Source organism: Cohnella sp. GCM10012308 (genome assembly GCF_042649185.1).
In the GTDB taxonomy this organism is placed as follows: domain Bacteria; phylum Bacillota; class Bacilli; order Paenibacillales; family Paenibacillaceae; genus Cohnella.
Window position 1 is genome coordinate 16148 of sequence record NZ_JBHRYU010000004.1, and the last position, 20260, is coordinate 36407.

Genomic DNA, 20260 nt, shown 5'->3' on the forward strand with positions numbered 1-20260 from the left:
ATCAACTTATTTTGCTCCAGAAAGAGTAACTAGGCTCAGTTTGACGCGGAAAGGAGCAGCGCACATGTACGACGAGGCGGACGCCTTGACCTACGGCGACGAAGAATCGGACTTTTATTACCACCGCATACGCCGCACCCGCCCCTTCGAGCGGACGAACCACTATCACCGCACGTATGAGATTTATTACCTCGTCTCGGGCGAGCGTCTCTATTTTATTAAAGAAGAAACGCATCGCGTCGCCGCCGGCTCGCTCGTATTCATCGACAAGCAGCAGGTGCACAAATCGTCGATGAAGGACTCGCACGCGCATGAGCGCGTCGTCATCAACTTCAGCGACGCCTACCTGGGCATGGAGCGGCTGCCTTACTACGACGAACTGTTCCGCGTGTTCCGCGGCGGATCGCGCATCTTCCGTCTGTCGTCCTACGAGCAGGCCGGCGTGCTCGCCCTGCTGAACCGGATGGGCGCCGAGATCGCGGGCCGCCAGCCGGGCTTCGAGACCGGGCTGCGCCTGCTCCTCGCGGAGCTGCTGCTTCTGGCTTCCCGGCTGCCGGATTCCGGCGGCGAGGAAGGACAGGCTGCGGCCCATCCGCTCCACAGCAAAATCGCGGACGTCGTCAGGCATTTGAATGCGCGCTACCCGGATAACGTAACTTTACCCGATCTGGCCGCCCGCTTTTACATGAGCCCCTCTCACCTTAGCCGAACCTTCAAGGCGGTGACCGGCTTTACGCTGGTCGGCTATCTGAATTTGGTCCGCGTGCGTGAGGCCCAGACGCTTCTGCGCGAGACGAACCGCAAGATCATCGACGTCGCGGCGGCGTGCGGGTTCGAGAGCGTGACGCATTTCGAGCGCACGTTCAAAAAAACGGCCAAGCTGACGCCGATGCAGTACCGGAAGCTGCACGATCGGCCGCATGGCTAGACCGGCCTGAGAAACCCGCCCGGATTCGTCCCGGCGCCCGGCCTAGCCGCATAAGCAACAGGCGCTTCCCCGGACGGAGAGGCGCCTGTCGTTTATGCGGATTTGTATTTTAAGCGGTCTTTTAATAAAACTTCACGAGCTCGTCGACCTTGACCGCTTGTCCGGTGCGGATCGACCGGTTGGCCGCGATGCCCGTCAAAATCGAGCGCGCGCCGTCGACGTGATTCGCCGCGCGATGGAACTCGTCCTCGACCGGGACGCCGAAGATGTCGTTAAGCAGCACCGGATCTCCGCCTCCGTGTCCGCCTTCGCCCATCTCGAATTCGGCCTTGTACGGCTCGCCGAACATCGGGAATACGAGGATCGTGACGCCCTGTACAGCGCCTTCGAGCGCCTTGTCCCCGCCAGAATTCACGTACGACTGCTCGACGATCTTCATCTCGATGCGGCCCTTCGTGCCGTTAAACGCGATCTGGTAGCCTTCCCAAGGCAGATAGGCGTTCAGCGAATAAGTCAGCTGCGCTTTGTTCTTGTACTTCACGAGCACGCTCATCGTGTCCTCGATCGAGATGCCGTCGCCGAACACGCTTTGATCGCGGCGATAGCCGTCTTCGGGCTCGGCGTCGAGGTACATCGCCTTCAGATGCGGATTGCCGTCGAGCGGCAGGGCGAACGGATCGCCGGCGGCATTGGGATTGCCCGTCGCGCGCTCGTAGAACTTGGTGACGCCGCGCTTCTCCGCGTTCTCCCTGCCGTAGAAGAGCAGATCGCCCATTGCGAACACCGTGTCCGGCTGCGAGCCGATCCAGAAGTTCACCAGGTCGAAGTGATGCGTGGACTTGTGCACGAGCAGGCCGCCGCTGTTGCGCTTGTCCCTGTGCCAGCGGCGGAAATAGTCCGCGCCGTGCTGCGTGTTCAGCAGCCACTCGAAGTGGATCGACGTCACGTCGCCGATGACGCCGCTCGCGATCAGCTCGCGCGCTTTCGTATGATGGGGCGCGTAGCGGTAGTTAAACGTCACGCGCACGCTCCGTCCCGTCCGTTCGACCGCGTCGAGAATTTCCTGGCACTTCTCCTCGTCGACCGTCATCGGCTTCTCGGTAATGACGTCGCAGCCGAGCTCCAGCGCGCGGATAATATACGTATGGTGCGTCCGGTCGACGCTCGTCACGATGACGGCGTCCGGCTTTTCAGTCTCGATCATCCGTTCGAATTCGTTGCTCTTATAGGTACGTACCGCCGGATAGTCGTACTTCTCCGTCAGCAGCTTGTTCGCGTAGTCCATGCGGGTCTGGTTGATGTCGCAGAACGCGATCAGTTCGCTCGTCTCCCGATACGCAGTGGCGATCGCCGAGTAAAAAAACTCCGCTCTCCCTCCTGCGCCTACCTGTACGTATGTCTTTTTTGCCATCTTTGCCATCTCTCCTCGTCTTAAAGGATCTTCTGAGGAAAATGTACCGCAAAATGTGCTTATTTGCTCCGCAATTTATGTTATTATTCTTGAAAACCCGCATTTTTTGTCCTCTGGGAGGCGATTGGCTTGAACTTGAGCAGCACGCTTCGTTACGGAGACCCGCACGATCCTTTTTACGTAGAATACAATCGGAGGAAAGGCCATTATTCGATGGTCTCCGACCATATGCACGGTCAGCACGAGCTTTATTACCTGCTCGGCGGCGAACGGTTCTATTTCATCAAGGACCGCGCGTACCAGGTTCAGCCCGGAGACCTTGTCATCATCCCCGGAGACGAGGTGCACAAGACAAGCGATACCGGCGTGCCCAATCACGAGCGCGTCGTGCTCTATTATGACGAGCGGTACTTCGCGCAGTTCGGCGAGGCGGAGGCCGAGTTGCTTCGCTCGCCGTTCCTTGGCGCCCGCCGCCTGCTGCGTCTGGACGCCCCGGAGCGCCTGCGGATCGAGCAGCTGCTGTACGGCATGCTGCGCGAGATTCAGGATCGCCCGCCAGGCAGCGAGCTGCCGATCCGGCACGCGGCTGCGGAGGTGCTGCTGTTCGCGGCCCGGCACGCCCTCGGAGCGGAGGCCGAAGCCGCCGAAGAGGAGTCTTCGCCGACGGCGGCCAAAATGACCGAGGTCGCACGGTATATCGCCGCGAATTTTCGCGAGCCGATCACGCTGGACAAGCTCGGCAGCCGCTTCTACTTGAGCCCCAGCTACCTGAGCCGTACTTTTAAACGGTGCACCGGCTTCGGGATCGCCGAATACGTCGGCATCACGCGGGTCAAGGAGGCGCAGCGGCTGCTCCGGGAGACGGACGCGCGAATTACCGAAGTATCCGAAGAGGCCGGATTCGATAATTTTTCGCATTTCGAAAAGGTGTTCAAAACCTTTGCGCGCATGACGCCGCGAAGCTACAGAGCCCAGTTCCGACGTCCGGGCTGAATCTTAAGCCGCCCGCAAGGGATGTTCTATATCTATCTGCCGGCAGGAAAGTTATAATTGTATGCAGCAGATATCATCAAGTATATCTACGCAGTCTATCATTCCGACGCAAAGGCGGTCTTTATGAATATCACCAAGAAGATATGGGGCCTTGGCCTCGCGTTTCTGCTCCTTCTCGGGGGCATGACGGCCATCGCTTCCGTCTATACGAGCGGACGAATATTGGGGCTATCGATTACGCTAGGCGCCCTCGGCCTCGCAGTCGGCGCCTACTTGATCTCCACCGTACATCGGAGCATCTTCACGGGTATGCGGCGCATCTCCCGGATCGTGGACGATATGGCGGCCGGCAAGACGGACGCATCCGCGCATGACGACTTGGCCGAAGACGAATTCGGCCAGCTCGCGCGGCGCTTTCGGGAGCTGGCGTTGTCGCTGCATCATAAGACAGCGCAGGAACGACAGCTTCGCGAAGATGCCGAAAACGAGATCTGGATCAACGCCAACGTATCCGAGATGGCGATCCTGCTTCAAGGCTCCGTGCAGGTACAGGAAGCTTCCCGCATTTTCATGGGCAAGCTGGCCGGCGCGCTGGGCGCAAACTGCGGAGCGTTGTACGTGAAGCGCGACGACGCGCTGCACTTTACCGCGGGTTATGCCTATGACGATTCGGGGGAAGCCCGCAAGCCTATCCCGCTCGGCGCCGGTCTGGTCGGCCAGGCCGCGCTGGAAAAGCATCCGATCGTCATGAGCGATCTGCCGGCAGACTATATCAAGATCCGCTCGGGGCTGGGCGAGACGCCTCCCGCCTACCTCACGCTCGTGCCGATCCGCTACGAGGACGAGACTGTCGGCGTCGTAGAGCTGGCTTCCCTTCACGCCTTTTCCCCGCGCGAACGGCAGTTGATCGACCGGGTATCCGCTAATATGGGCGTTTTGTTCAACACGCTCGCCGATATCGCGCGGATCGACGAACTGCTGCGCCATACTCAGCACCAGAAGGAAGAGCTCGTAGCCCAAACGGAAGAGCTGCTGGCGCAGACCGAAGAGCTGACCGCGCAGACGGAGGAGCTTCGCACGCAAACCGAAGAGCTCGATGCGCAGGCTAGGCAGATTAGCGAAGCCAACGAGACGCTGCGCACGGAAGTGCTGATAACCGCACGGCAGAAGGAAGAGATCGCTCAGCAGGCCGAGTCCCTCGCCCGGCAAAAGGAGGAGATCGAACAGCAGGCGGATTCGCTTGTCGATCAGGCTGAGGAGCTCCGGGTGCAGGCGGACGAGCTGCGCGTCTCCAACGAGCAATTGCAGGAGGAGATGGTTCTTACCTCGCGGCAGAAAGACGAGATCCAGCAGCAGGCCGAAGAGATTTTCAGGGCCGCGCAGTACAAATCCGAATTTCTCGCCAACGTCTCTCACGAGCTGCGCACCCCGCTCAATAGCCTCCTGATTCTGTCGCAGATTCTCGCGGAGAACCGGGCGGGCAATCTGCAGCCCAAACAGCTTGAATACGTCCACACGATCTTCTCGGCGGGCAAGGATCTGCTCCGGCTCATCGACGAGATTCTCGACCTGGCCAAGCTCGAAGCCGGCAAGATGGCGGCCGTCTTCGAGACGGTACAAGTCCAGGATGTCGTAGACCATGCATATCGCACGTTCGATCAAGTCGCGCGCGGCAAAGGACTCGAGCTGCGCGTGCGCCTCGATTCGAGGCTGCCGGCTTCTTTCCGGACCGACAGCCACCGGCTGCAGCAGATTCTGGCGAACCTGCTCTCCAATGCCTTCAAGTTTACGGAGAAGGGCCAGGTATCGCTGACGGTCGGCCGGAGCGAGGCGAATCCGGAAGATCTTTTCTTCGAGGTAAGAGATACGGGCATCGGCATTCCGAAAGAAAAGCTCGACAGCATCTTCGAAGCGTTCCAGCAGGCAGACGGCACGACCAGCCGCAAGTATGGCGGAACGGGACTCGGTCTCAGCATCTGCCGCCAGCTCGCCTCGCTGCTGGGCGGACGGATCGAAGCCGCGTCGGAACCCGGCAAAGGAAGCGCCTTTACCCTGCTCCTGTCTGAGCAAGCCGAGAAGTCCGTTCCCGAGCTTGAAGTGGAGCGGACATCCGAGCAGACAGGGGGGGCAGCGCCAGCCCTTAATAAGGAAGCACCCGCTGCAACGGCGCCCCGGCCCGAGCCTGTATCCGTCCCGGAACCGGCGCAGCGGACGGCATTCCACGAGCCGACGCCGGTCGAATTCAAGGCTTCGCCGCGCCCCGGCGCAGACATTGCCGAGTTTTATGAATCGTTCGTGCCGGACATCTCGATCTCCAACCCGAAGCTGCTCCAGCATGCCGTAATGGATGACGACCGAAACGACCTGAAGCCGGGAGATACAACGCTGCTTATCATCGAGGAAGAAGCGTCGTTCGCGGCCATCCTGCTCGAGCTTGCGCGCAAGCGCGGCTTCAAGGCGATCGTCTCGCTGCAGGGCGACCAGGGGCTCGCGCTCGCTCACGCCTACAAGCCGGACGCGATCGTCGTCGACGCCGACCTCCCCGTCCTCAACGGCTGGGCGATCATCAGCAGGCTCAAGAGCCGGCCCGAGCTGCGGCATATCCCCGTGCACGTCATCTCCACTGCCGACGACAGCAAGCAAGGGCTCTCCATGGGCGCATTGGACTTCTGGAAAAAGCCGACCGACCGCTCGGAGCTTGAAGCCGCGTTCCTGCGGATCGAATCGTACATCCGGCGTCCGGTCAAAAATTTGCTGATCGTCGAGGACAATGCCGCCTTGCGCGGGAGTCTGGTCGACTTTATCGCGCACCCCGACGTATCCGTGACTGCCGCGGCCACCGGCAAGGATGCGCTTGGTCAGTTGAACGCCCAGCACTTCGACTGCATGGTGCTCGATCTCGGCCTTGCCGACATCTCCGGCTTCGAGCTGCTGGAGCAGGTCAAGACGAACCGCAAGCTGCAAACGCTGCCGGTCATCATTTACACGGGCCGCGACCTCAGCAAGGAAGAGGAGCTGCGGCTGCGGCATTACGCCGAGAGCATCGTGCTCAAAAACGTACAGTCGATGGAACGCCTATACGACGAGACCGCGCTGTATTTGCATCGCAAGCATGAGGACCTGCCGCCGGACAAGCAGCTCCTCATCGAGAAGCTGCATAACCCGGAAGCCGCGTTCGAAGGTAAAAAGATTTTGCTCGTGGATGACGATATGCGCAATATTTATGCGCTCTCCAGCGTGCTGGAGGGCTACAATATGGAGATCAGCTTCGCGCAGAACGGCAAGGAAGCGCTGCAGCATCTGAGCGTACACCCGGACGTAGATCTCGTTTTCATGGACATCATGATGCCGGAGATGGACGGCTACGAGACGATGCGGCGCATCCGCCAGATGTCGCAGTTCGAAAACTTGGTCATCATCGCGTTGACCGCCAGAGCGATGGAAGGCGACCGCGTAAAATGCCTTCGGGCCGGCGCTTCCGACTATATCGCCAAGCCGATTAATACGACTCAGCTCGTCACGCTTCTCAAGGCGTGGCTCATCAAATAGACCCGTCGGAAGGAATGACAGCCAGCATGGGACATCGCGTTCACATCCTTCTTGTCGACGATCGGCCCGATGAGTTCTTGTCCATTCAAGCGATTCTTGCCGATTCGCCGTACAAGCTCGTCTCCGCTTCGTCAGGCTCCGAGGCGCTCAAGTGCCTGCTCAACAACGACTTTGCGCTCATCATCATGGACGTAATCATGCCGGACATGAACGGCTTCGAAACGGCCCGGCGCATCAAGACGCGCAAAAAGTCGCAGGATATTCCGATCATCTTCCTCACCTCGCTGACGTCGGAGCTGGACAACTACAAGCAAGCGTATTCGGCCGGCGCGATCGATTTTATGACGAAGCCCGTGCATCCGGAGGTGCTGAAGAGCAAGATCGACGGCTTCGTGCGCCTCTACCTGACGCGGCTCGAGCTGGAGCGCCAGACGAAGGAATTGGCCGCCAAAACGCGGGAGCTCGAGGCGAAAACGAGCGAGCTGGAAGCGCAGGCGCAGCAGATGGAGGTAGCGAACCGCGAGCTGACGCTGATGAAGGAAACGGCGGAGACGGCCTCCCAGATTAAGTCGGGCTTCCTCGCGACGATGAGCCACGAGCTGCGAACGCCGCTCAACGGCATCATCGCGATGTCGGAGCTGCTAATGGAATCGGAGCTACGCGCTTCGGACCGCGACATGGTCGACATTATCCGCACCAGCGGCAATGCGCTGCTCTCGATCATCAGCCACATTCTCGACTTTTCCAAGATCGAGTCCGGCAAAATGGACCTGGAGCTCGCGCCGTTTAACCTGGCAAGCTGCATGAAGGAAACCGCGGACCTGTTCATCGCGCTGCTCCGCGAGAAAGGGCTGACGCTTACGACGGAGATCGATCCCGCGATTCCTTCGCTGCTGCTCGGGGATCCAAACCGGCTGCGTCAGGTGCTCAACAACTTGATCGGCAATGCCGTCAAGTTCACTTCCGCCGGCGGCGTTCGCGTCTATGCACGGCTGCTGCGTCGGCAGGACGCGGAACTGGAGCTCGAATTCGCCGTGGAGGATACCGGAGCGGGCATCCCGGAAGGGCAGTACCACAGGCTGTTCCAGCCGTTCTCCCAGCTCGAAGGAACGCAGGGCGGCAAGACCGGCGGGACGGGACTCGGACTGTCGATCTGCAAGACGCTGGTGGAGCTGATGGGCGGACGAATTTATGCGAAAAAAGACGCAGCCCAAGGTGCGGCATTCGTGTTCACGATTAAGACGAAAGCCGTGGAAGAGGAAGGTGCCGCCAGGCACCCCGCTCTCTCTTGACAATGCAAGCGGCCTGGGTGAAGATGATTTTAAATAAGTCCAAAGCAGTTCAAGGCGCGAAGCACGCGTCCTGCGCCGATCCTGTGTTTTCGTACAGGACGGCGAAGGGCGCGTTTTTTGCGTTTTCCGGGCATGTTGCGCCGTTCGGAGAATCGCTCGATTATGATATACTGGAGGCAAAACGGTTATGAATAAGCGGTTGAATCCGAAAAACGATTACTTGTTCAAGCGTCTGTTCGGCGAAGCCGACAGCAAGCCGCTGCTAATCGGATTGCTTAATGCGGTCCTGCGCAGAAGCGAGCGGGACGCGATTGCGGACCTTGCCGTACTGGACGGCAAGCTGATCACCAAGCGCCTAGTCGAAGACAAAGAAGGCGTGCTCGACATTCGCTGCGAGACGGCAGAACGGGAGCAGATCAACGTAGAGATGCAGGTGGGCCGCTATCGGCATATGGAGAAGCGAAGCCTGTTTTACATGGGGCGGCTGCTTGCGGATTCGATTCGGGAAGGCGAGGATTACGGCCAGCTCAAAAAACGATCTGCATCAACATGCTGGATTTTTCTTTTCTCCCCCTGGAAGGCTTCCATCGCTCGTTTCATCTATATGAGGATACCGAACGGCAGTTCATCCTGACGGACCTGATCGAATTGCATTTTATCGAGTTTCCAAAGTTTCGCTCGGCGCCTTACGTCATGGCGGACCCGCTTCATCGTTGGCTGAGGTTTCTGGACGAACGCACGACTCACGAACAACTGGAGGAGCTGATCGCCATGGATCCGACGATTCGGACGGCCGAGGAACGGCTGAGCCATCTGAGCGAAGACGACATGACCCGCTTGCTGTACGAGGCCAGGGAAAAAGCAACCCGGGATCGGATCAGCTTTTTGAAGGATGCGCGGGAGCAGGGCTTGGAGGAAGGCAGGGAACTGGGCATTGAGCAGGGCAGAGTCGCCGTCGCGCTTAATTTATTGAAAGCCGGCACAGACATCGTCACCGTCAGCCGCTTGTCCGAATTGCCCGTAGACCAGGTAAGACGTCTGGCCGCACAACTGGAAGAATAGGCAAACAGCGAATAGACGTCGCAGGCAAAAGCCTGCGACGTCTATTTTGTTGCGCTTATGCTTCGTTTACTTGGTAATCAAACCTTGCTTGAGCAAGTTCGAGGCGATGACGGCCGCCATCTCGCGGGTCACCTTGGCCTTCGGGTCGAACGCGGTGCCGGATGTGCCCTTCAGCAAGCCCTTGTCGTAAACCGCGCGGACCGACGCGAGCGCGTAGCCGGAGATCTGGCCTTGGTCGGAGAATGAGGTCTTTGATCCCGAGCCATCCAGCTTGAAGGCGCGGGTCAGCACAACAGCCAGATCTTGGCGGGAGATTGCGTCGTTCGGCTTGAACGACGTTGCCGTGACGCCGCCGATCAATCCCTTGGATTTCGCCGTCATGACCGCATCGAAATACCAGGCGCCCGGCGCGACGTCCGCGAACGCCTGCTTGGCGCCGGAAGCCGGCGTCTCGCCGAGCAGGCGCAGCATCAGCGCGGCGAACTGCACACGGGTCAGTTGCTGCTTCGGCGCGAACTTCAGCTCCGTCGTGCTTACGCCTTGAAGCCAGCCGGCCGCGTAAGCTTCGTTTACGGCACCGCTTGCCCAAGAAGAGATATCCGCCGCGTCCGCGAACGAATCGCCGCTTCCCTGGCCTGCGTTCACGGCTACCGTGCCCGAATACTTAAGCACGAGCGGCGCGGCGCCGGCACGGTATCCCGTCACGGTGTAAGCCAGCTCGCCTGCGGACAAGCCCTTGAAGGTCGCCGTGCCGTTCGCGTCGGTCGTCGCTGTCTGTCCGCCGATCGCGACCTGTACGCCAGCCGCCGGTCCCGTTACTTCCTTGTAGCTGCTGTCGTAATAGGTGTACTGCACGTTCACCGCAATGGCGCCGCCCGCAGCAGCCTTTGCCGTGACAGATTTCACGAGGCCGCTGTCAGCGCCGGACAGGTACAGGTACAGCTCGTCGCCCGCCTGCAGCCGGAATTTCTCAAGCGAGGTATCGACCGTTGCATAAGCGCCACCGCGCTTGACAGCGAACAGCCAGTAGACGCTCTGATCGCCTGCCGCGTCTCCGATGGCGGACAGGAACTTGCCGTATTGCGGATCTTCCGTGTAGCCAAGCTTCAGCTTGTTGCGATCGGCGATCTCGACCAGCCCGTCCCACGCATATACCGCTTGCGTAGCGCTCAGCGCAGCCAGCGGGCCGTTCAGCCCTTCTACGGCTGCGCCCGTCGCAACCCATTGGCTGGCAGCGTTGACGTATACGGAACGATGCGATGCGCCGAACAGCCCGTAAGCGGCCAACGCGCGCAGCGCCTGCTCGGTGGCGAACGCCTTGTCCGATGCGGTGTCGGACAGCTCGTGCTTGAAGCCGCCGTCCGTATTTTTGAACGCCAGCAAGCGCTGGATCAGGTTCGATCCGTTCTTGGCGAACTTCGCGTCCGCCGGATCGATGCCGTAGGCGGCAAGACCGATGATCGTTTGCGCGATCGCCTCGCTATTGTCGTTGGCGAGGTTCGTGGACAGCCACGCGACAGCCTTGTCCGCCGCGGCAGCAACCTCGGGGCGGTCCTTGTACTTGCCCAGGGCGCTGAGCGCCATGCCGTACAGATCGGGGACCGTGGAGCCGTCGATGCCGGAGACGATCGCCGCGACCAGATCGCCGCGCGTCCACGCGGTACCGGCAGGCAGCTCGTAGTTGCCCGAATCAAGCGCGAGCAGCACAAAGATATCGGCGTACACATTGGCAAAGGAAGAATAGCTCGCAAGCTTCGCGATCAAGTCGTGGCCGCCGATGCTGCGAGCGTCCAGTCCGATCGCGTTCGCGACCAGCGCAAAGCGCGCAAGCGCCGTCGGATCCGGCGAAGCCTTGGCCCACTCGGCCTCTACGCCGGCAGCCAGCTTCGCCGAATAGTCGGCAGGTACGGCTTGTCCCGCGCGCGCGAAACTGAGGGCCAGCCAATCCGAGGAAACCCCGCCGTTCGCGTTGACATAACCAATGGCGGCCTGGATATCCGACTGGACGTTGACGGAAGCGACCGCGGCGACCGTCGTGGCGCTAGCGCTCTCGGCGTAGCTCTTGCCCGCAGGCAGCACAGCCGACAGCCCGGCGACCGCCAGCGATACAGACAGTGCGAGCGATGTAAGCGATTTGAAGCGTTTAAAGCCCAACATGAGTCATTCCCCTTTTCAACCTATAATGATGAGTCCTCTTGCCCGTACGGCTCGTCCGCGCCGAAACAAAAAAACCACTCCGCAGCGGGAGTGGTTCAAAATTGCAGCACGGCGCCGTACCGCAACACAACCGCTCCATAGCGGCTTGGCTGGCACAGCCGATCCCGCCGCTCACTCCGCGAAGCGGACGGAATACATTCGTATCGAGGCAGGTCTCCTGGCTCTGCTTCATCGCGACTCCTGCGCCTTCCCATTCGGTTGAACAGTGGCATCGCTCGGAGCGCTCGGCATTACAGTGGCGGGACCGCGCCGGATTTTCACCGGACTTCCCTATTAAGCGGCATGGCAGCATGCGCGCGCCTGGTACGAGGATATGCAGTTATGCCCTAATGATAGCGGGTCGTCCGGCCTTTGTCTATGAAAAGGGAGGCATCTCTTCCAAGAAACTCGCCCAGAGATGCCCTTACGCCGAGGAAACGAGCCTGACAGGAAGTCTTGACTCACGCCGGAGTTGTAGCTATTATGGTTACAACGAATGTTCGCGTTCTATGTATCTTCTTAAGCCGAAGCGCGGAGGCTAGCCAATACGATTCCAATCAGGAGGTTCAATTCTAATGAAAATGCTAGTGACCGGTGCAACGGGCCATCTCGGCTCCCTTGTCGTACAGACGCTTCTGGGGCGCGTTCCCGCGGAGCAAATCGCCGTAAGCGTTCGCGATCCGCAAAAGGCGGCAGCATTGAGTGAGCAAGGCGTGGACGTACGGCGCGGCGACTTCGAAGATCCTGCTTCGCTTGAGCAAGCCTTCGCCGGCATCGATCGCCTGTTGATCGTCTCCACCGACGGGGACACGGAGACGCGTATTCGCCAACATGCGAACGCCGTGGAGGCGGCACGCCATGCAGGCGTAGGATTCATTGCCTATACCAGCGCGCCGAATGCCCAAGAGAGCGAGCTGTTCCTGGCGGAAGTTCACCGCGATACGGAAAATGCGATCCGCGCGACCGGCATCCCCTACGCCTTTTTGCGCAACAATTGGTACATCGAAAACGAGGCCGGCGCGATCCAGGGCATCGTCGCGGGCGCCCCGCTCGTCACGTCCGCCGGAGATGGCAAAGTCGGCTGGGCTGCGCGCAGCGACTATGCGGAGGCGGCTGCAGCCGTGCTCGCCGGCACAGGGCACGAGAATAAGGTGTACGAGCTGGGCGGACCGCTGCGTACGTATGGTGAGCTCGCCTGCGTGCTGTCCGAGGCGCTCGGGCGTGAAGTTTCGCTCCAGCAAGTTGACGATGAAACTTATGCGGGCGTGATGAAGAGCGCAGGCGTTCCCGAGTTCGCGCTGCCGATCGTCACCGCGATCCAGCAAGCGATTCGCGCAGGCACGCTTGCAGTGGAGAGCAGCGATCTGGAAAAGCTGCTCGGGAGGCCGGCGACGCCGCTGTTTGAGGTCATATCCGCGCTATTCAAAACAAATTAAAATGAACGGCCGACAGCGGAGCCCAGCTTTCCGTATCGGCCGTTTTTTTATAGGAGACGCGAAAGCAATTAAGACGAAGGCGCCTCCAAATATAAATGAGCGAGCGCGACCGCCTCGTCCGGATCCATGCTCCAGATGCTGATGCAGGTCACGATCTCTTTTGTGGCCTCCTTGTGATAAAGCATCATCTGCCATCTGCCCTTCTGCAGATTCATCAGAATCGCGAGATCGTCGCCGAAGCCCTCAATGAACTTGGAGCCGTACGGATATCCGGAGCTGAAAGTCTGGTTCGGCTTTTTCTTCAAGGACATGGTGTAGCTGTTGTCGAACGCTTGTTTTACGACGACGCGCTTGCCTTGGGGATCAAGCAAGAAGGACCAATATTCGGCATTGCCCGGATTCAAACCGGTGGAGCGCACCTCTGTCCAGCGGGCCGGCAAGACCGGGATTCGAATCGGAATCGGGGCTATTCTTCTGGTCTCCTGCAGCGTTAATAACGGATACCCCTCTAATATGTGCTTACCGTCGAACGCTTCAAGCGGCGTCAACATCTCTGTCAGATCTTCTTTCTTAGCGCTAAATGAAACTGTCGTGTTAGACCAGTTCGTCACGCTTTGATAGACGGCAGTGCAGGCCCCCGCCAACAGCGCCGCGAGCAAGGGCAGCGCGATAAGCCAATAGCGTCGAAAAGGCCTGCGCGTCATGCCCTCCGCCCGCGCCCAGAGCTGGTCGAAGGACGTGGCCGGCGTTTCCGGTGCGAGCGCCTCATCAATCACCCGTCGATACTTCGAGACATCACTCATGGCTACCCCCGCTCCCGTATGCGAAATAACGATCCTTATTCGGCAAACGCGCCCTCAGGCTGTTCAGCGCCGAATGGAGCCGGGATTTGCAGGTCCCGAGCGGTATTCCCAGCAAGTCGGCCGTCTCCTGAAGCGTCATCCCCGCATAAAAGTGGAGCGTCACAACCTCCCTCGTCTTCAGCGATAGCCCTAATACCTCGCGCCATAACTCCCGATCGCGCTCGTCCGACAGGACGATGGCTTCAATCGAATTCGGGTCCGCCCGTTCAGGCGGTTGACCTATCAAGAAGAGCCAGCGGCTCTTTCGAAGCGAATTGCGCGTCAAATTGATCGCGATGCGGGACAGCCACGGCCGCGCCGAGCCGGTTCGCTGCGGGTCAAAGCTGCCGTATTTGCGAAAGGCTTGCATAAAAACGTCTTGGGTGATGTCTTCCGCCAGCGATCTGGATTTCGTCAGCATGAGCACGAGCCGGTAAATATAAACGGCGTTCTCTTCGTAGAGCCGCTGCGCTTCCGCTTTAGCGATCTCCATTCCGCCCCTCTCCTCCCTTCCAAGCGTATCGCAGCTTATACACTTCAACTTGGAAAAGAGTTCGGTTCGCCGCCGCCCTACTCCGCGAGTCCTTCCCGCAATGCAGCGTACAGCTTCGCTCCCGCCGGCGTCAGCGGCGACTCGGCGGCTCTGCTGAGCAGGCCGCACGCCATGTCCACGACCGTCCCCTCGATCGGGCGAGCGGTGACGCCGGCCCGAGGCTCGTCCGCCAGCACGCGCGGAACTAGGGCGACGCCAAATCCGATCGCTACATAGGAAGCGAGAGCGGTCATGCTGCCGATTTCCATCGTCTCCGCCGGCGGCATCGCACTTTCGGCCAACAGAAGCTCAAGCTTGCGGCGATAAGGACAATTCGATGCCGTGACGAGCAGCCTGTGAACGGCAAGCTCTTCAAGACGGACAGCCGCTTGCGAGGCCAATGGGTGACCGGCGGGCAGGAGCGCGGCGAACGGCTCGCGATATAGCTGCTCGAAGTGCAGCCCCTCCGCATGCTCCGGCAAGGCGCAGAGCGCCAGGTCGAGCTCCCCTTTGCGCAGCCGCTCGCTCAAGCCCGGCGTGTTCGATGACTCGACGGAGACTCGAATCTGGGGATAACGATCCGCGAAGCGCTTCAGCAGCGTCGGCAGGCGGCAGCTGACGGCAGGCTCCGTTGCGCCAAGCCTGACCTCCCCGGCGTACCCCTCGCGCATCTCCGCCAACGACCGCCGCAGACGGTCCATGTCCTGCAAGATCGGCAGGCTCCGCTCTCTGAGCAGCCTGCCTTCTTCGGTCAGCCGAAGCCCTCCGGCACGCTCGAACAGGATGACGCCGAGATCCTCCTCCAACCGCTGGATTTGCATCGTTACCGTGGACTGGGCGTAATTAAGCTCTTCGGCCGCGAGGCGGAAGCTTCCGAGCGAGGCGATCCGGTGAAAAGCGCGCAGCGATTTGGGATCCATGTGACGCATCTCCAATCGATTTTCGTGAACAAAATCTTCATTTTATTCAATTATACGAAACACAGCTCGGCTTATAAACTTATCAGAGAGCAGATCTGAACAGAACTGAAGGAGGAACAGCCATGAATCTGAAAAATCGTACGGCGATCGTTACCGGCGGCGGCACCGGCATCGGAAGAGCGGTGTCGCTGGAACTGGGGGCGCTGGGCACGGCCGTCGTCGTCAATTATTCGCGTTCGCGAAGCGACGCGGAAGAAACGGTCGAGGCGATCCGGGAATTCGGCGGACAAGCGATCGCAATGCGGGCGGACGTATCTTCGGACGCGGAGGTTAAAGCAATGTTCGACGCCGCAGACAGGGCGTTCGGATCGGTAGATTTGCTCGTGAACAACGCCAGCGTCACGCGGCACATTCCGCTGCAAGACCTGGAGGCGGTGACGGACGACGCGTGGGAAGAGCTCGTGGGCACTAACGTCAAAGGCATGTTCTACTGCGCCAGGGCGGCAGCGCCTCTGATGATCCGCGGAGGCGGAGGCGCTATCGTGAACGTCGGCAGCATCGCAGGTAAGACTGGTCTCGGCTCCTCCCTGCCGTACGCCGTCTCCAAGGCTGCCGTTCACGGTCTCACGCTGTCTCTGGCGCACGCGCTCGCCCCGCGGATCCGCGTCAATGCGATCCTGCCCGGCGCCGTCGACACGCGCTGGTGGGCCGGGCGCGAGGAGCAGATGCAAAAGCTCGCGCCCGCTACGCTGCTTGCCTCCATCGCATCGCCGCAGGATATCGCTCGCGGCATCCGCTTCGCGCTGGAGCAGGAGGCGATGACAGGACAGCTCGTCACCGTAGACAGCGGACAGACCCTCTGACCTAGGGAGCTGCGCACCCGCCGCTTCTTTTACCATAACATCCAGCCCCGCGCCTCCGTCTCCGGTCCGATCTTACGCTATGCGCGAGTTGGACGACAGAGACGATCTCCTAGTGTTAAGCTATAAGCAACCAAGCTTTGCTTATAAGGAGCGATTACTTATGAAAATCCATCGCGGCTCGTTGCTCGGTCCTCTCCTGCTTCTGGCGGGTCTTTTTCTGCTGTTCCGCGGCGATCTGCATCTGGGCACGGGCTCGATTTTCGCGCATTTCTGGCCGACGCTGTTCGTGCTCCCGCTGGGAATTTTCTTTCATTGGCTGTATTTCTCGGTGCTTGGCGGCAAAGGCGTCGGCTTACTCGTCCCCGGCGGCGTTCTGCTCACGGTGTACGGCGTCTGTCAGATCGCGATGCTGCTGGACAACTGGTCGATGATGTGGCCCGGCTTCATTCTCGCCCCTGCCGTCGGGCTGTTCGAGCTGTACTGGTTCGGCGGCCGTAACAAGTGGCTGTTGATCCCGATCAACATCCTTACGTTCCTTTCTTTGATCTTCTTCGTGATCTTCTCGATCGGCTACCTCCTTGGCAAGCTGACGGGCGGCTCCTCCATCGTGGCCATCCTGTTGATCGGAGCTGGCGCGCTTGCCCTAATGTCCCGCCGGCGGGAATCGATTTAAATCGGCAACCCGGCCTGTTCGCGAAAAGCACGCCAAGACAGGCGATCCCGGCACGCGGATGTTAAATTGGAATCAGAGAGGGGATACGCATGGAGTGGCTGGAGCGAATGCGGCACGCGCTGGACCGGATGGAACGAATGGTCGAGGAGCCCTTCGATATGGCGGAGATCGCGCATGCAGCGTGCACTTCGCCGTATCACTTCCAACGGATGTTCCACATGTTAACGGGCATGACGGTCGCGGAGTACATGCGCAAGCGCAAGCTGACGCTGGCGGCACAGGAGCTCGCGATGGGCGCAGCCAAAGTGCTGGACGTGTCGCTGAAGTACGGCTACGAGTCGCCGGAGTCGTTCGCCAAGGCGTTCCGTAAGGCGCATGGCATCGCGCCCTCGGAGGCCAAGGCCCAAGGCGCCTCGCTTAAGGCCTACCCGCGTATCTCCTTCCATCTGTCATTGAAGGGAGACAAAGAAATGGATTATCGGATTGTCAAAAAAGAAGCCTTCGCGGTCATCGGTAAAATGATCCGGGTCGGCACCGAGAACGGGGAGAACACCCGGAGAATTCCGGCTTACTGGGGAGAATGCGAGGCTGACGGGACACTCTCCCGATTAGCGGAGATCGGCGCCGGCAGCCCTTTGCTTGGCATCTGCTCGATGCCGCCCGGCGAAGAGCTCCTTACCTATCTGGTCGCGGTAGAGTGCGCGCCGGGCGCGGAAACGCCGGACGGCTACGTCACATGGACGGTGCCTCAGGCTACCTGGGCGGTATTCACCTCGGTCGGTCCCGTGACACCTTCGATCCAACGGCTATGGGAACGGATCTATAGCGAATGGTTTCCGTCCTGCGGTTATGAACATGCCCCGGCCCCCGAGCTGGAGGTGTATCTGAGGGGAGATACGAACGCGGAGGATTACCGCTGCGAGGTATGGATTCCCGTCGTCGCGAGTCAGGCATAGTTCATTCGGATTGACAAACCCTCCCGCTCAAGCGAAAATAGTTCTAAGCAATTGCATTCGGACGCGAAGCACGCGCCGCCGTTACACCCTTCTACCGGGGTAACGGGCGGCGCGTGCTTTTTGGCGTCCTCCAAGCGCGCAAAAGGCTATGGTATACTGAAGGGAGCAATGGGACATGAAAAAGCGATTGAACCCGAAAAACGATTACTTGTTCAAACGGCTGTTCGGAGAGGCGGACAGCAAGCCGCTGCTCATCGGTCTGCTTAACGCGATCCTGCACCGAAGGGACCGGACGGCGATTGCCGATCTGACGATTTTGGACGGCAAGCTGCTCACCAAACGGCTCATCGAGGACAAGGAAGGCGTGCTGGATATCCGTTGTGAGACCGCCGATCGGGAGCAAATCAACGTCGAAATGCAGGTCGGGCGCTACCGGCACATGGAAAAGCGCAGCTTGTTCTATATGGGACGCTTGCTGGCGGACTCCATTCGCGAAGGTGAAGACTACAGCCAGCTCAAGAAGACGATCTGCATCAACATATTGGACTATTCGTTTTTGCCGCTTGCGCACTTCCATCATTCGTTCCAGCTCTATGAAGATAAGGCGAGGCAATATCGGCTCACCGACCTGATCGAACTGCATTTCATCGAATGCCCCAAGTTTCGATCCGGGCCGTATCGCCGCGACGATCCGCTGCATCGCTGGCTGCGTTTCTTGGACGAACGGACGACCCCAGAACAATTGGAGGAGTTGATCGAGATGGATCCCACGATTCGAAATGCCGAAGAACGTCTGTCCCACCTGAGCGAGGACGACATGACCCGCATGCTGTACGAAGCGCGGGAAAAGGCGCAGCGAGACCGGGTCAGCTTCTTGAAGGACGCATGGGAAGAAGGCCGCGAAACGGGCTGGGAGACCGGCAGGGATGAAGGTCTTAAGGAAGGTCTTGAAAAAGGCCTCAAGCAAGGCAAAGAATCGGCCAAAGAGGAAATTGCTATTCAAATGCTGCAAGAAGGTCTTGACCCAGCTACGGTCGCTAGGCTCGCCGGTCTGCCCCATGAGCGCATCCAGCAGCTTGCCGAGCGAAAATAACAAGAAAGGGGCCGTATCCTACCGGCCCCTTTCGCATGTTAGTTCGCCGCCGCGATTTGCTTGCTTCGCAGCTGCCCGCAGGCCGCGTCGATGTCGGCGCCGTGCTCCAGCCGCACGCTCACGCTCACGCCGCGCTTTTTGAGCGCGTCGTAAAAGCCCCGCACAGCATCTTGCTCGCTGCGCTGGTACTGGCTGTGCTCGTCCACCGGATTGTACGGGATGAGGTTGACGTTCACCTGGCCCCGCCTCGCCTCGCCGATCAAGTCCGCCAGCTCCTCCGCGTGCTCCCTGCGGTCGTTCACATCCCGCAGCAAGATATATTCCAGCGTGAGCCGCCGGTTCGTCCGCTCCAGGTAATAATCGATCGCAGCCATCAGCTTCGCGATCGGAATGGCACGATTGATTTTCATAATCCGAGTGCGCAGCTCGTCGTTCGGCGCATGCAGCGACACGGCCAGATTCGTCTGCAAATCCGAATCCGCGAATTCGCGCAGCTTGTTCGCCAGCCCGCTCGTGGACACGGTGATGTGGCGCGGTCCGATCGCCAGCCCCTTGTGATCCTTCATGACGCGGATAAAATCCGCCATATTGTCGTAGTTGTCGAAGGGCTCGCCGATGCCCATCACGACGATATGACTGACGCGCTCTCCGTCGCCTGCGGCATCGAGATGTGCCTGGACCTGCATGATCTGCTCCGCGATCTCGCCCCCGGACAGATCCCGGCTCTTGGCAAGCAGGCCGCTCGCGCAGAAGCTGCACCCGATGTTGCACCCGACCTGCGTCGTCACGCAGACGGACAAGCCGAACTTGTGCCGCATCAACACCGTCTCGATGAGGTTGCCGTCGGCCAGCCGGAACAGGAACTTCACGGTTCCGTCCGCGGACTGCTGCTTCACGTGCTCCGTCATCGTCCGAAGCGCGAAGCTCTCCTCAAGCAGCGAAGTCACGGCGGGTTCGAGCACAGGAGCCATCTGCGCAAAGTCCGCGACACGGCTGCGGTACAGCTGCTCCCACGCCCGGTCGGCGCGCGACTTCTTGAACCCCCGCTCCGCCAGCCAAGCGGCAAGCTTATCGTAGGTCAAGCCGTATATCGATGGCTTGGTCATTTGCATTTACCTCTCTTCTAGCGGTTCAGCACGTTATCCTCGAGCACCGCGTATTTGTCCCCGTATTCCTTGATGATATGCTGCTCGCCCCAGTTGCACAAGGCGTCCAGAATCGACTTCAGGCTCCATCCGTAAGCGCTGAGCTCATACTCGACGCGGGGAGGGACTTCGTTATATACGATCCGGTTGACGATGCCGTCGTCCTCGAGCTCGCGCAGCTGCTGCGTGAGCATCTTCTGCGTAATGGCAGGCATCAGGCGCTTGAGCTCGCTCGTGCGCTTCTTGCCGTGCGTCAAATGACAGAGGATGACGCACTTCCATTTGCCGCCGATGACTTCGAGTGTCGCTTCCACGGAGATATTGAACTTTTTAGCCACTTCGAGGTCACTCCTTCCGCATGCCGCCATG

The 20260-nt window shown here is 59.8% G+C and carries 16 protein-coding genes, 1 pseudogene and 1 riboswitch; of the genes and pseudogenes, 10 read left to right on the forward strand and 7 right to left on the reverse strand.

All coding sequences use genetic code 11. The annotated features are described in order from the left end of the window. Positions 1 to 64 precede the first annotated feature (64 nt). The gene (locus tag ACFOTD_RS06985) at positions 65 to 928 is read left to right on the forward strand and encodes a helix-turn-helix domain-containing protein (RefSeq protein WP_378117102.1); all 864 of its coding nucleotides are present in this window, start codon (positions 65 to 67) and stop codon (positions 926 to 928) included. Positions 929 to 1049: 121 nt separating this feature from the next. On the opposite strand, the gene ACFOTD_RS06990 is transcribed toward ACFOTD_RS06985, so the two are convergent. Next, a complete protein-coding gene (locus tag ACFOTD_RS06990; protein ID WP_378117104.1) occupies positions 1050 to 2339 on the reverse strand; it encodes a Gfo/Idh/MocA family protein in 1290 nt (429 codons plus the stop codon). A 129-nt stretch (positions 2340 to 2468) separates the two neighbouring features. Here ACFOTD_RS06990 and ACFOTD_RS06995 point away from each other — a divergent pair, with 129 nt between their 5' ends. From ACFOTD_RS06995 to ACFOTD_RS07010, 4 genes and pseudogenes are all read left to right on the forward strand, one after another. Beyond that, positions 2469 to 3332, forward strand: coding sequence for an AraC family transcriptional regulator (locus ACFOTD_RS06995; RefSeq protein ID WP_378117106.1), 864 nt, complete (start codon positions 2469 to 2471; stop codon positions 3330 to 3332). Between the two features lie 123 nt (positions 3333 to 3455). After that, complete coding sequence (locus ACFOTD_RS07000) at positions 3456 to 6881, forward strand: response regulator (RefSeq protein ID WP_378117108.1); 3426 nt, start codon at positions 3456 to 3458, stop codon at positions 6879 to 6881. A gap of 26 nt (positions 6882 to 6907) precedes the next feature. Next, positions 6908 to 8173, forward strand: coding sequence for an ATP-binding protein (locus tag ACFOTD_RS07005; RefSeq protein ID WP_378117110.1), 1266 nt, complete (start codon positions 6908 to 6910; stop codon positions 8171 to 8173). Between the two features lie 187 nt (positions 8174 to 8360). Then, positions 8361 to 9235 (forward strand): annotated as a pseudogene (locus ACFOTD_RS07010) (Rpn family recombination-promoting nuclease/putative transposase). 66 nt (positions 9236 to 9301) lie between these two features. On the opposite strand, the gene ACFOTD_RS07015 reads toward ACFOTD_RS07010, so the two are convergent. Next, positions 9302 to 11392, reverse strand: a complete 2091-nt coding sequence (locus ACFOTD_RS07015) for an S-layer homology domain-containing protein (RefSeq protein ID WP_378117112.1) — start codon at positions 11390 to 11392, stop codon at positions 9302 to 9304. A 190-nt stretch (positions 11393 to 11582) separates the two neighbouring features. Continuing rightward, positions 11583 to 11770, reverse strand: a riboswitch (cobalamin riboswitch). A gap of 236 nt (positions 11771 to 12006) precedes the next feature. Between ACFOTD_RS07015 and ACFOTD_RS07020 the strand changes: the two genes are divergently transcribed. After that, the gene (locus tag ACFOTD_RS07020) at positions 12007 to 12867 is read left to right on the forward strand and encodes an SDR family oxidoreductase (protein WP_378117114.1); all 861 of its coding nucleotides are present in this window, start codon (positions 12007 to 12009) and stop codon (positions 12865 to 12867) included. Between the two features lie 68 nt (positions 12868 to 12935). On the opposite strand, the gene ACFOTD_RS07025 is transcribed toward ACFOTD_RS07020, so the two are convergent. The 3 genes from ACFOTD_RS07025 to ACFOTD_RS07035 form a co-directional block, all read right to left on the reverse strand. Continuing rightward, the gene (locus ACFOTD_RS07025) at positions 12936 to 13670 is read right to left on the reverse strand and encodes a hypothetical protein (RefSeq protein ID WP_378117116.1); all 735 of its coding nucleotides are present in this window, start codon (positions 13668 to 13670) and stop codon (positions 12936 to 12938) included. Continuing rightward, positions 13663 to 14202 (reverse strand): RNA polymerase sigma factor, encoded by a 540-nt coding sequence (locus tag ACFOTD_RS07030; RefSeq protein WP_378117118.1) that lies wholly within the window; start codon positions 14200 to 14202, stop codon positions 13663 to 13665. Before ACFOTD_RS07030 ends, ACFOTD_RS07025 begins: the two co-directional genes overlap by 8 nt. Before the next feature lie 77 nt (positions 14203 to 14279). Next, positions 14280 to 15161, reverse strand: a complete 882-nt coding sequence (locus tag ACFOTD_RS07035) for a LysR family transcriptional regulator (protein WP_378117120.1) — start codon at positions 15159 to 15161, stop codon at positions 14280 to 14282. A 122-nt stretch (positions 15162 to 15283) separates the two neighbouring features. On the opposite strand from ACFOTD_RS07035, the gene ACFOTD_RS07040 reads away from it, so the two are divergent. The 4 genes from ACFOTD_RS07040 (at position 15284) to ACFOTD_RS07055 (ending at position 18746) form a co-directional block, all read left to right on the forward strand. Further along, on the forward strand, positions 15284 to 16024 hold the full coding sequence (locus tag ACFOTD_RS07040; protein ID WP_378117122.1) for an SDR family NAD(P)-dependent oxidoreductase: 741 nt from the start codon (positions 15284 to 15286) through the stop codon (positions 16022 to 16024). A 166-nt stretch (positions 16025 to 16190) separates the two neighbouring features. Further along, on the forward strand, positions 16191 to 16697 hold the full coding sequence (locus ACFOTD_RS07045; protein ID WP_378117566.1) for a hypothetical protein: 507 nt from the start codon (positions 16191 to 16193) through the stop codon (positions 16695 to 16697). Positions 16698 to 16786: 89 nt separating this feature from the next. Next, positions 16787 to 17653, forward strand: a complete 867-nt coding sequence (locus tag ACFOTD_RS07050) for an AraC family transcriptional regulator (protein WP_378117124.1) — start codon at positions 16787 to 16789, stop codon at positions 17651 to 17653. 175 nt (positions 17654 to 17828) lie between these two features. Then, entirely contained in the window at positions 17829 to 18746 is a 918-nt protein-coding gene (locus ACFOTD_RS07055; RefSeq protein ID WP_378117126.1) for an Rpn family recombination-promoting nuclease/putative transposase, read from the forward strand. A gap of 38 nt (positions 18747 to 18784) precedes the next feature. On the opposite strand, the gene rlmN is transcribed toward ACFOTD_RS07055, so the two are convergent. Next, positions 18785 to 19852, reverse strand: a complete 1068-nt coding sequence (gene rlmN / locus ACFOTD_RS07060; protein ID WP_378117128.1) for a dual-specificity RNA methyltransferase RlmN — start codon at positions 19850 to 19852, stop codon at positions 18785 to 18787. A gap of 17 nt (positions 19853 to 19869) precedes the next feature. After that, positions 19870 to 20259, reverse strand: coding sequence for a winged helix-turn-helix transcriptional regulator (locus ACFOTD_RS07065; RefSeq protein ID WP_378117130.1), 390 nt, complete (start codon positions 20257 to 20259; stop codon positions 19870 to 19872). Position 20260: the final 1 nt, after the last annotated feature.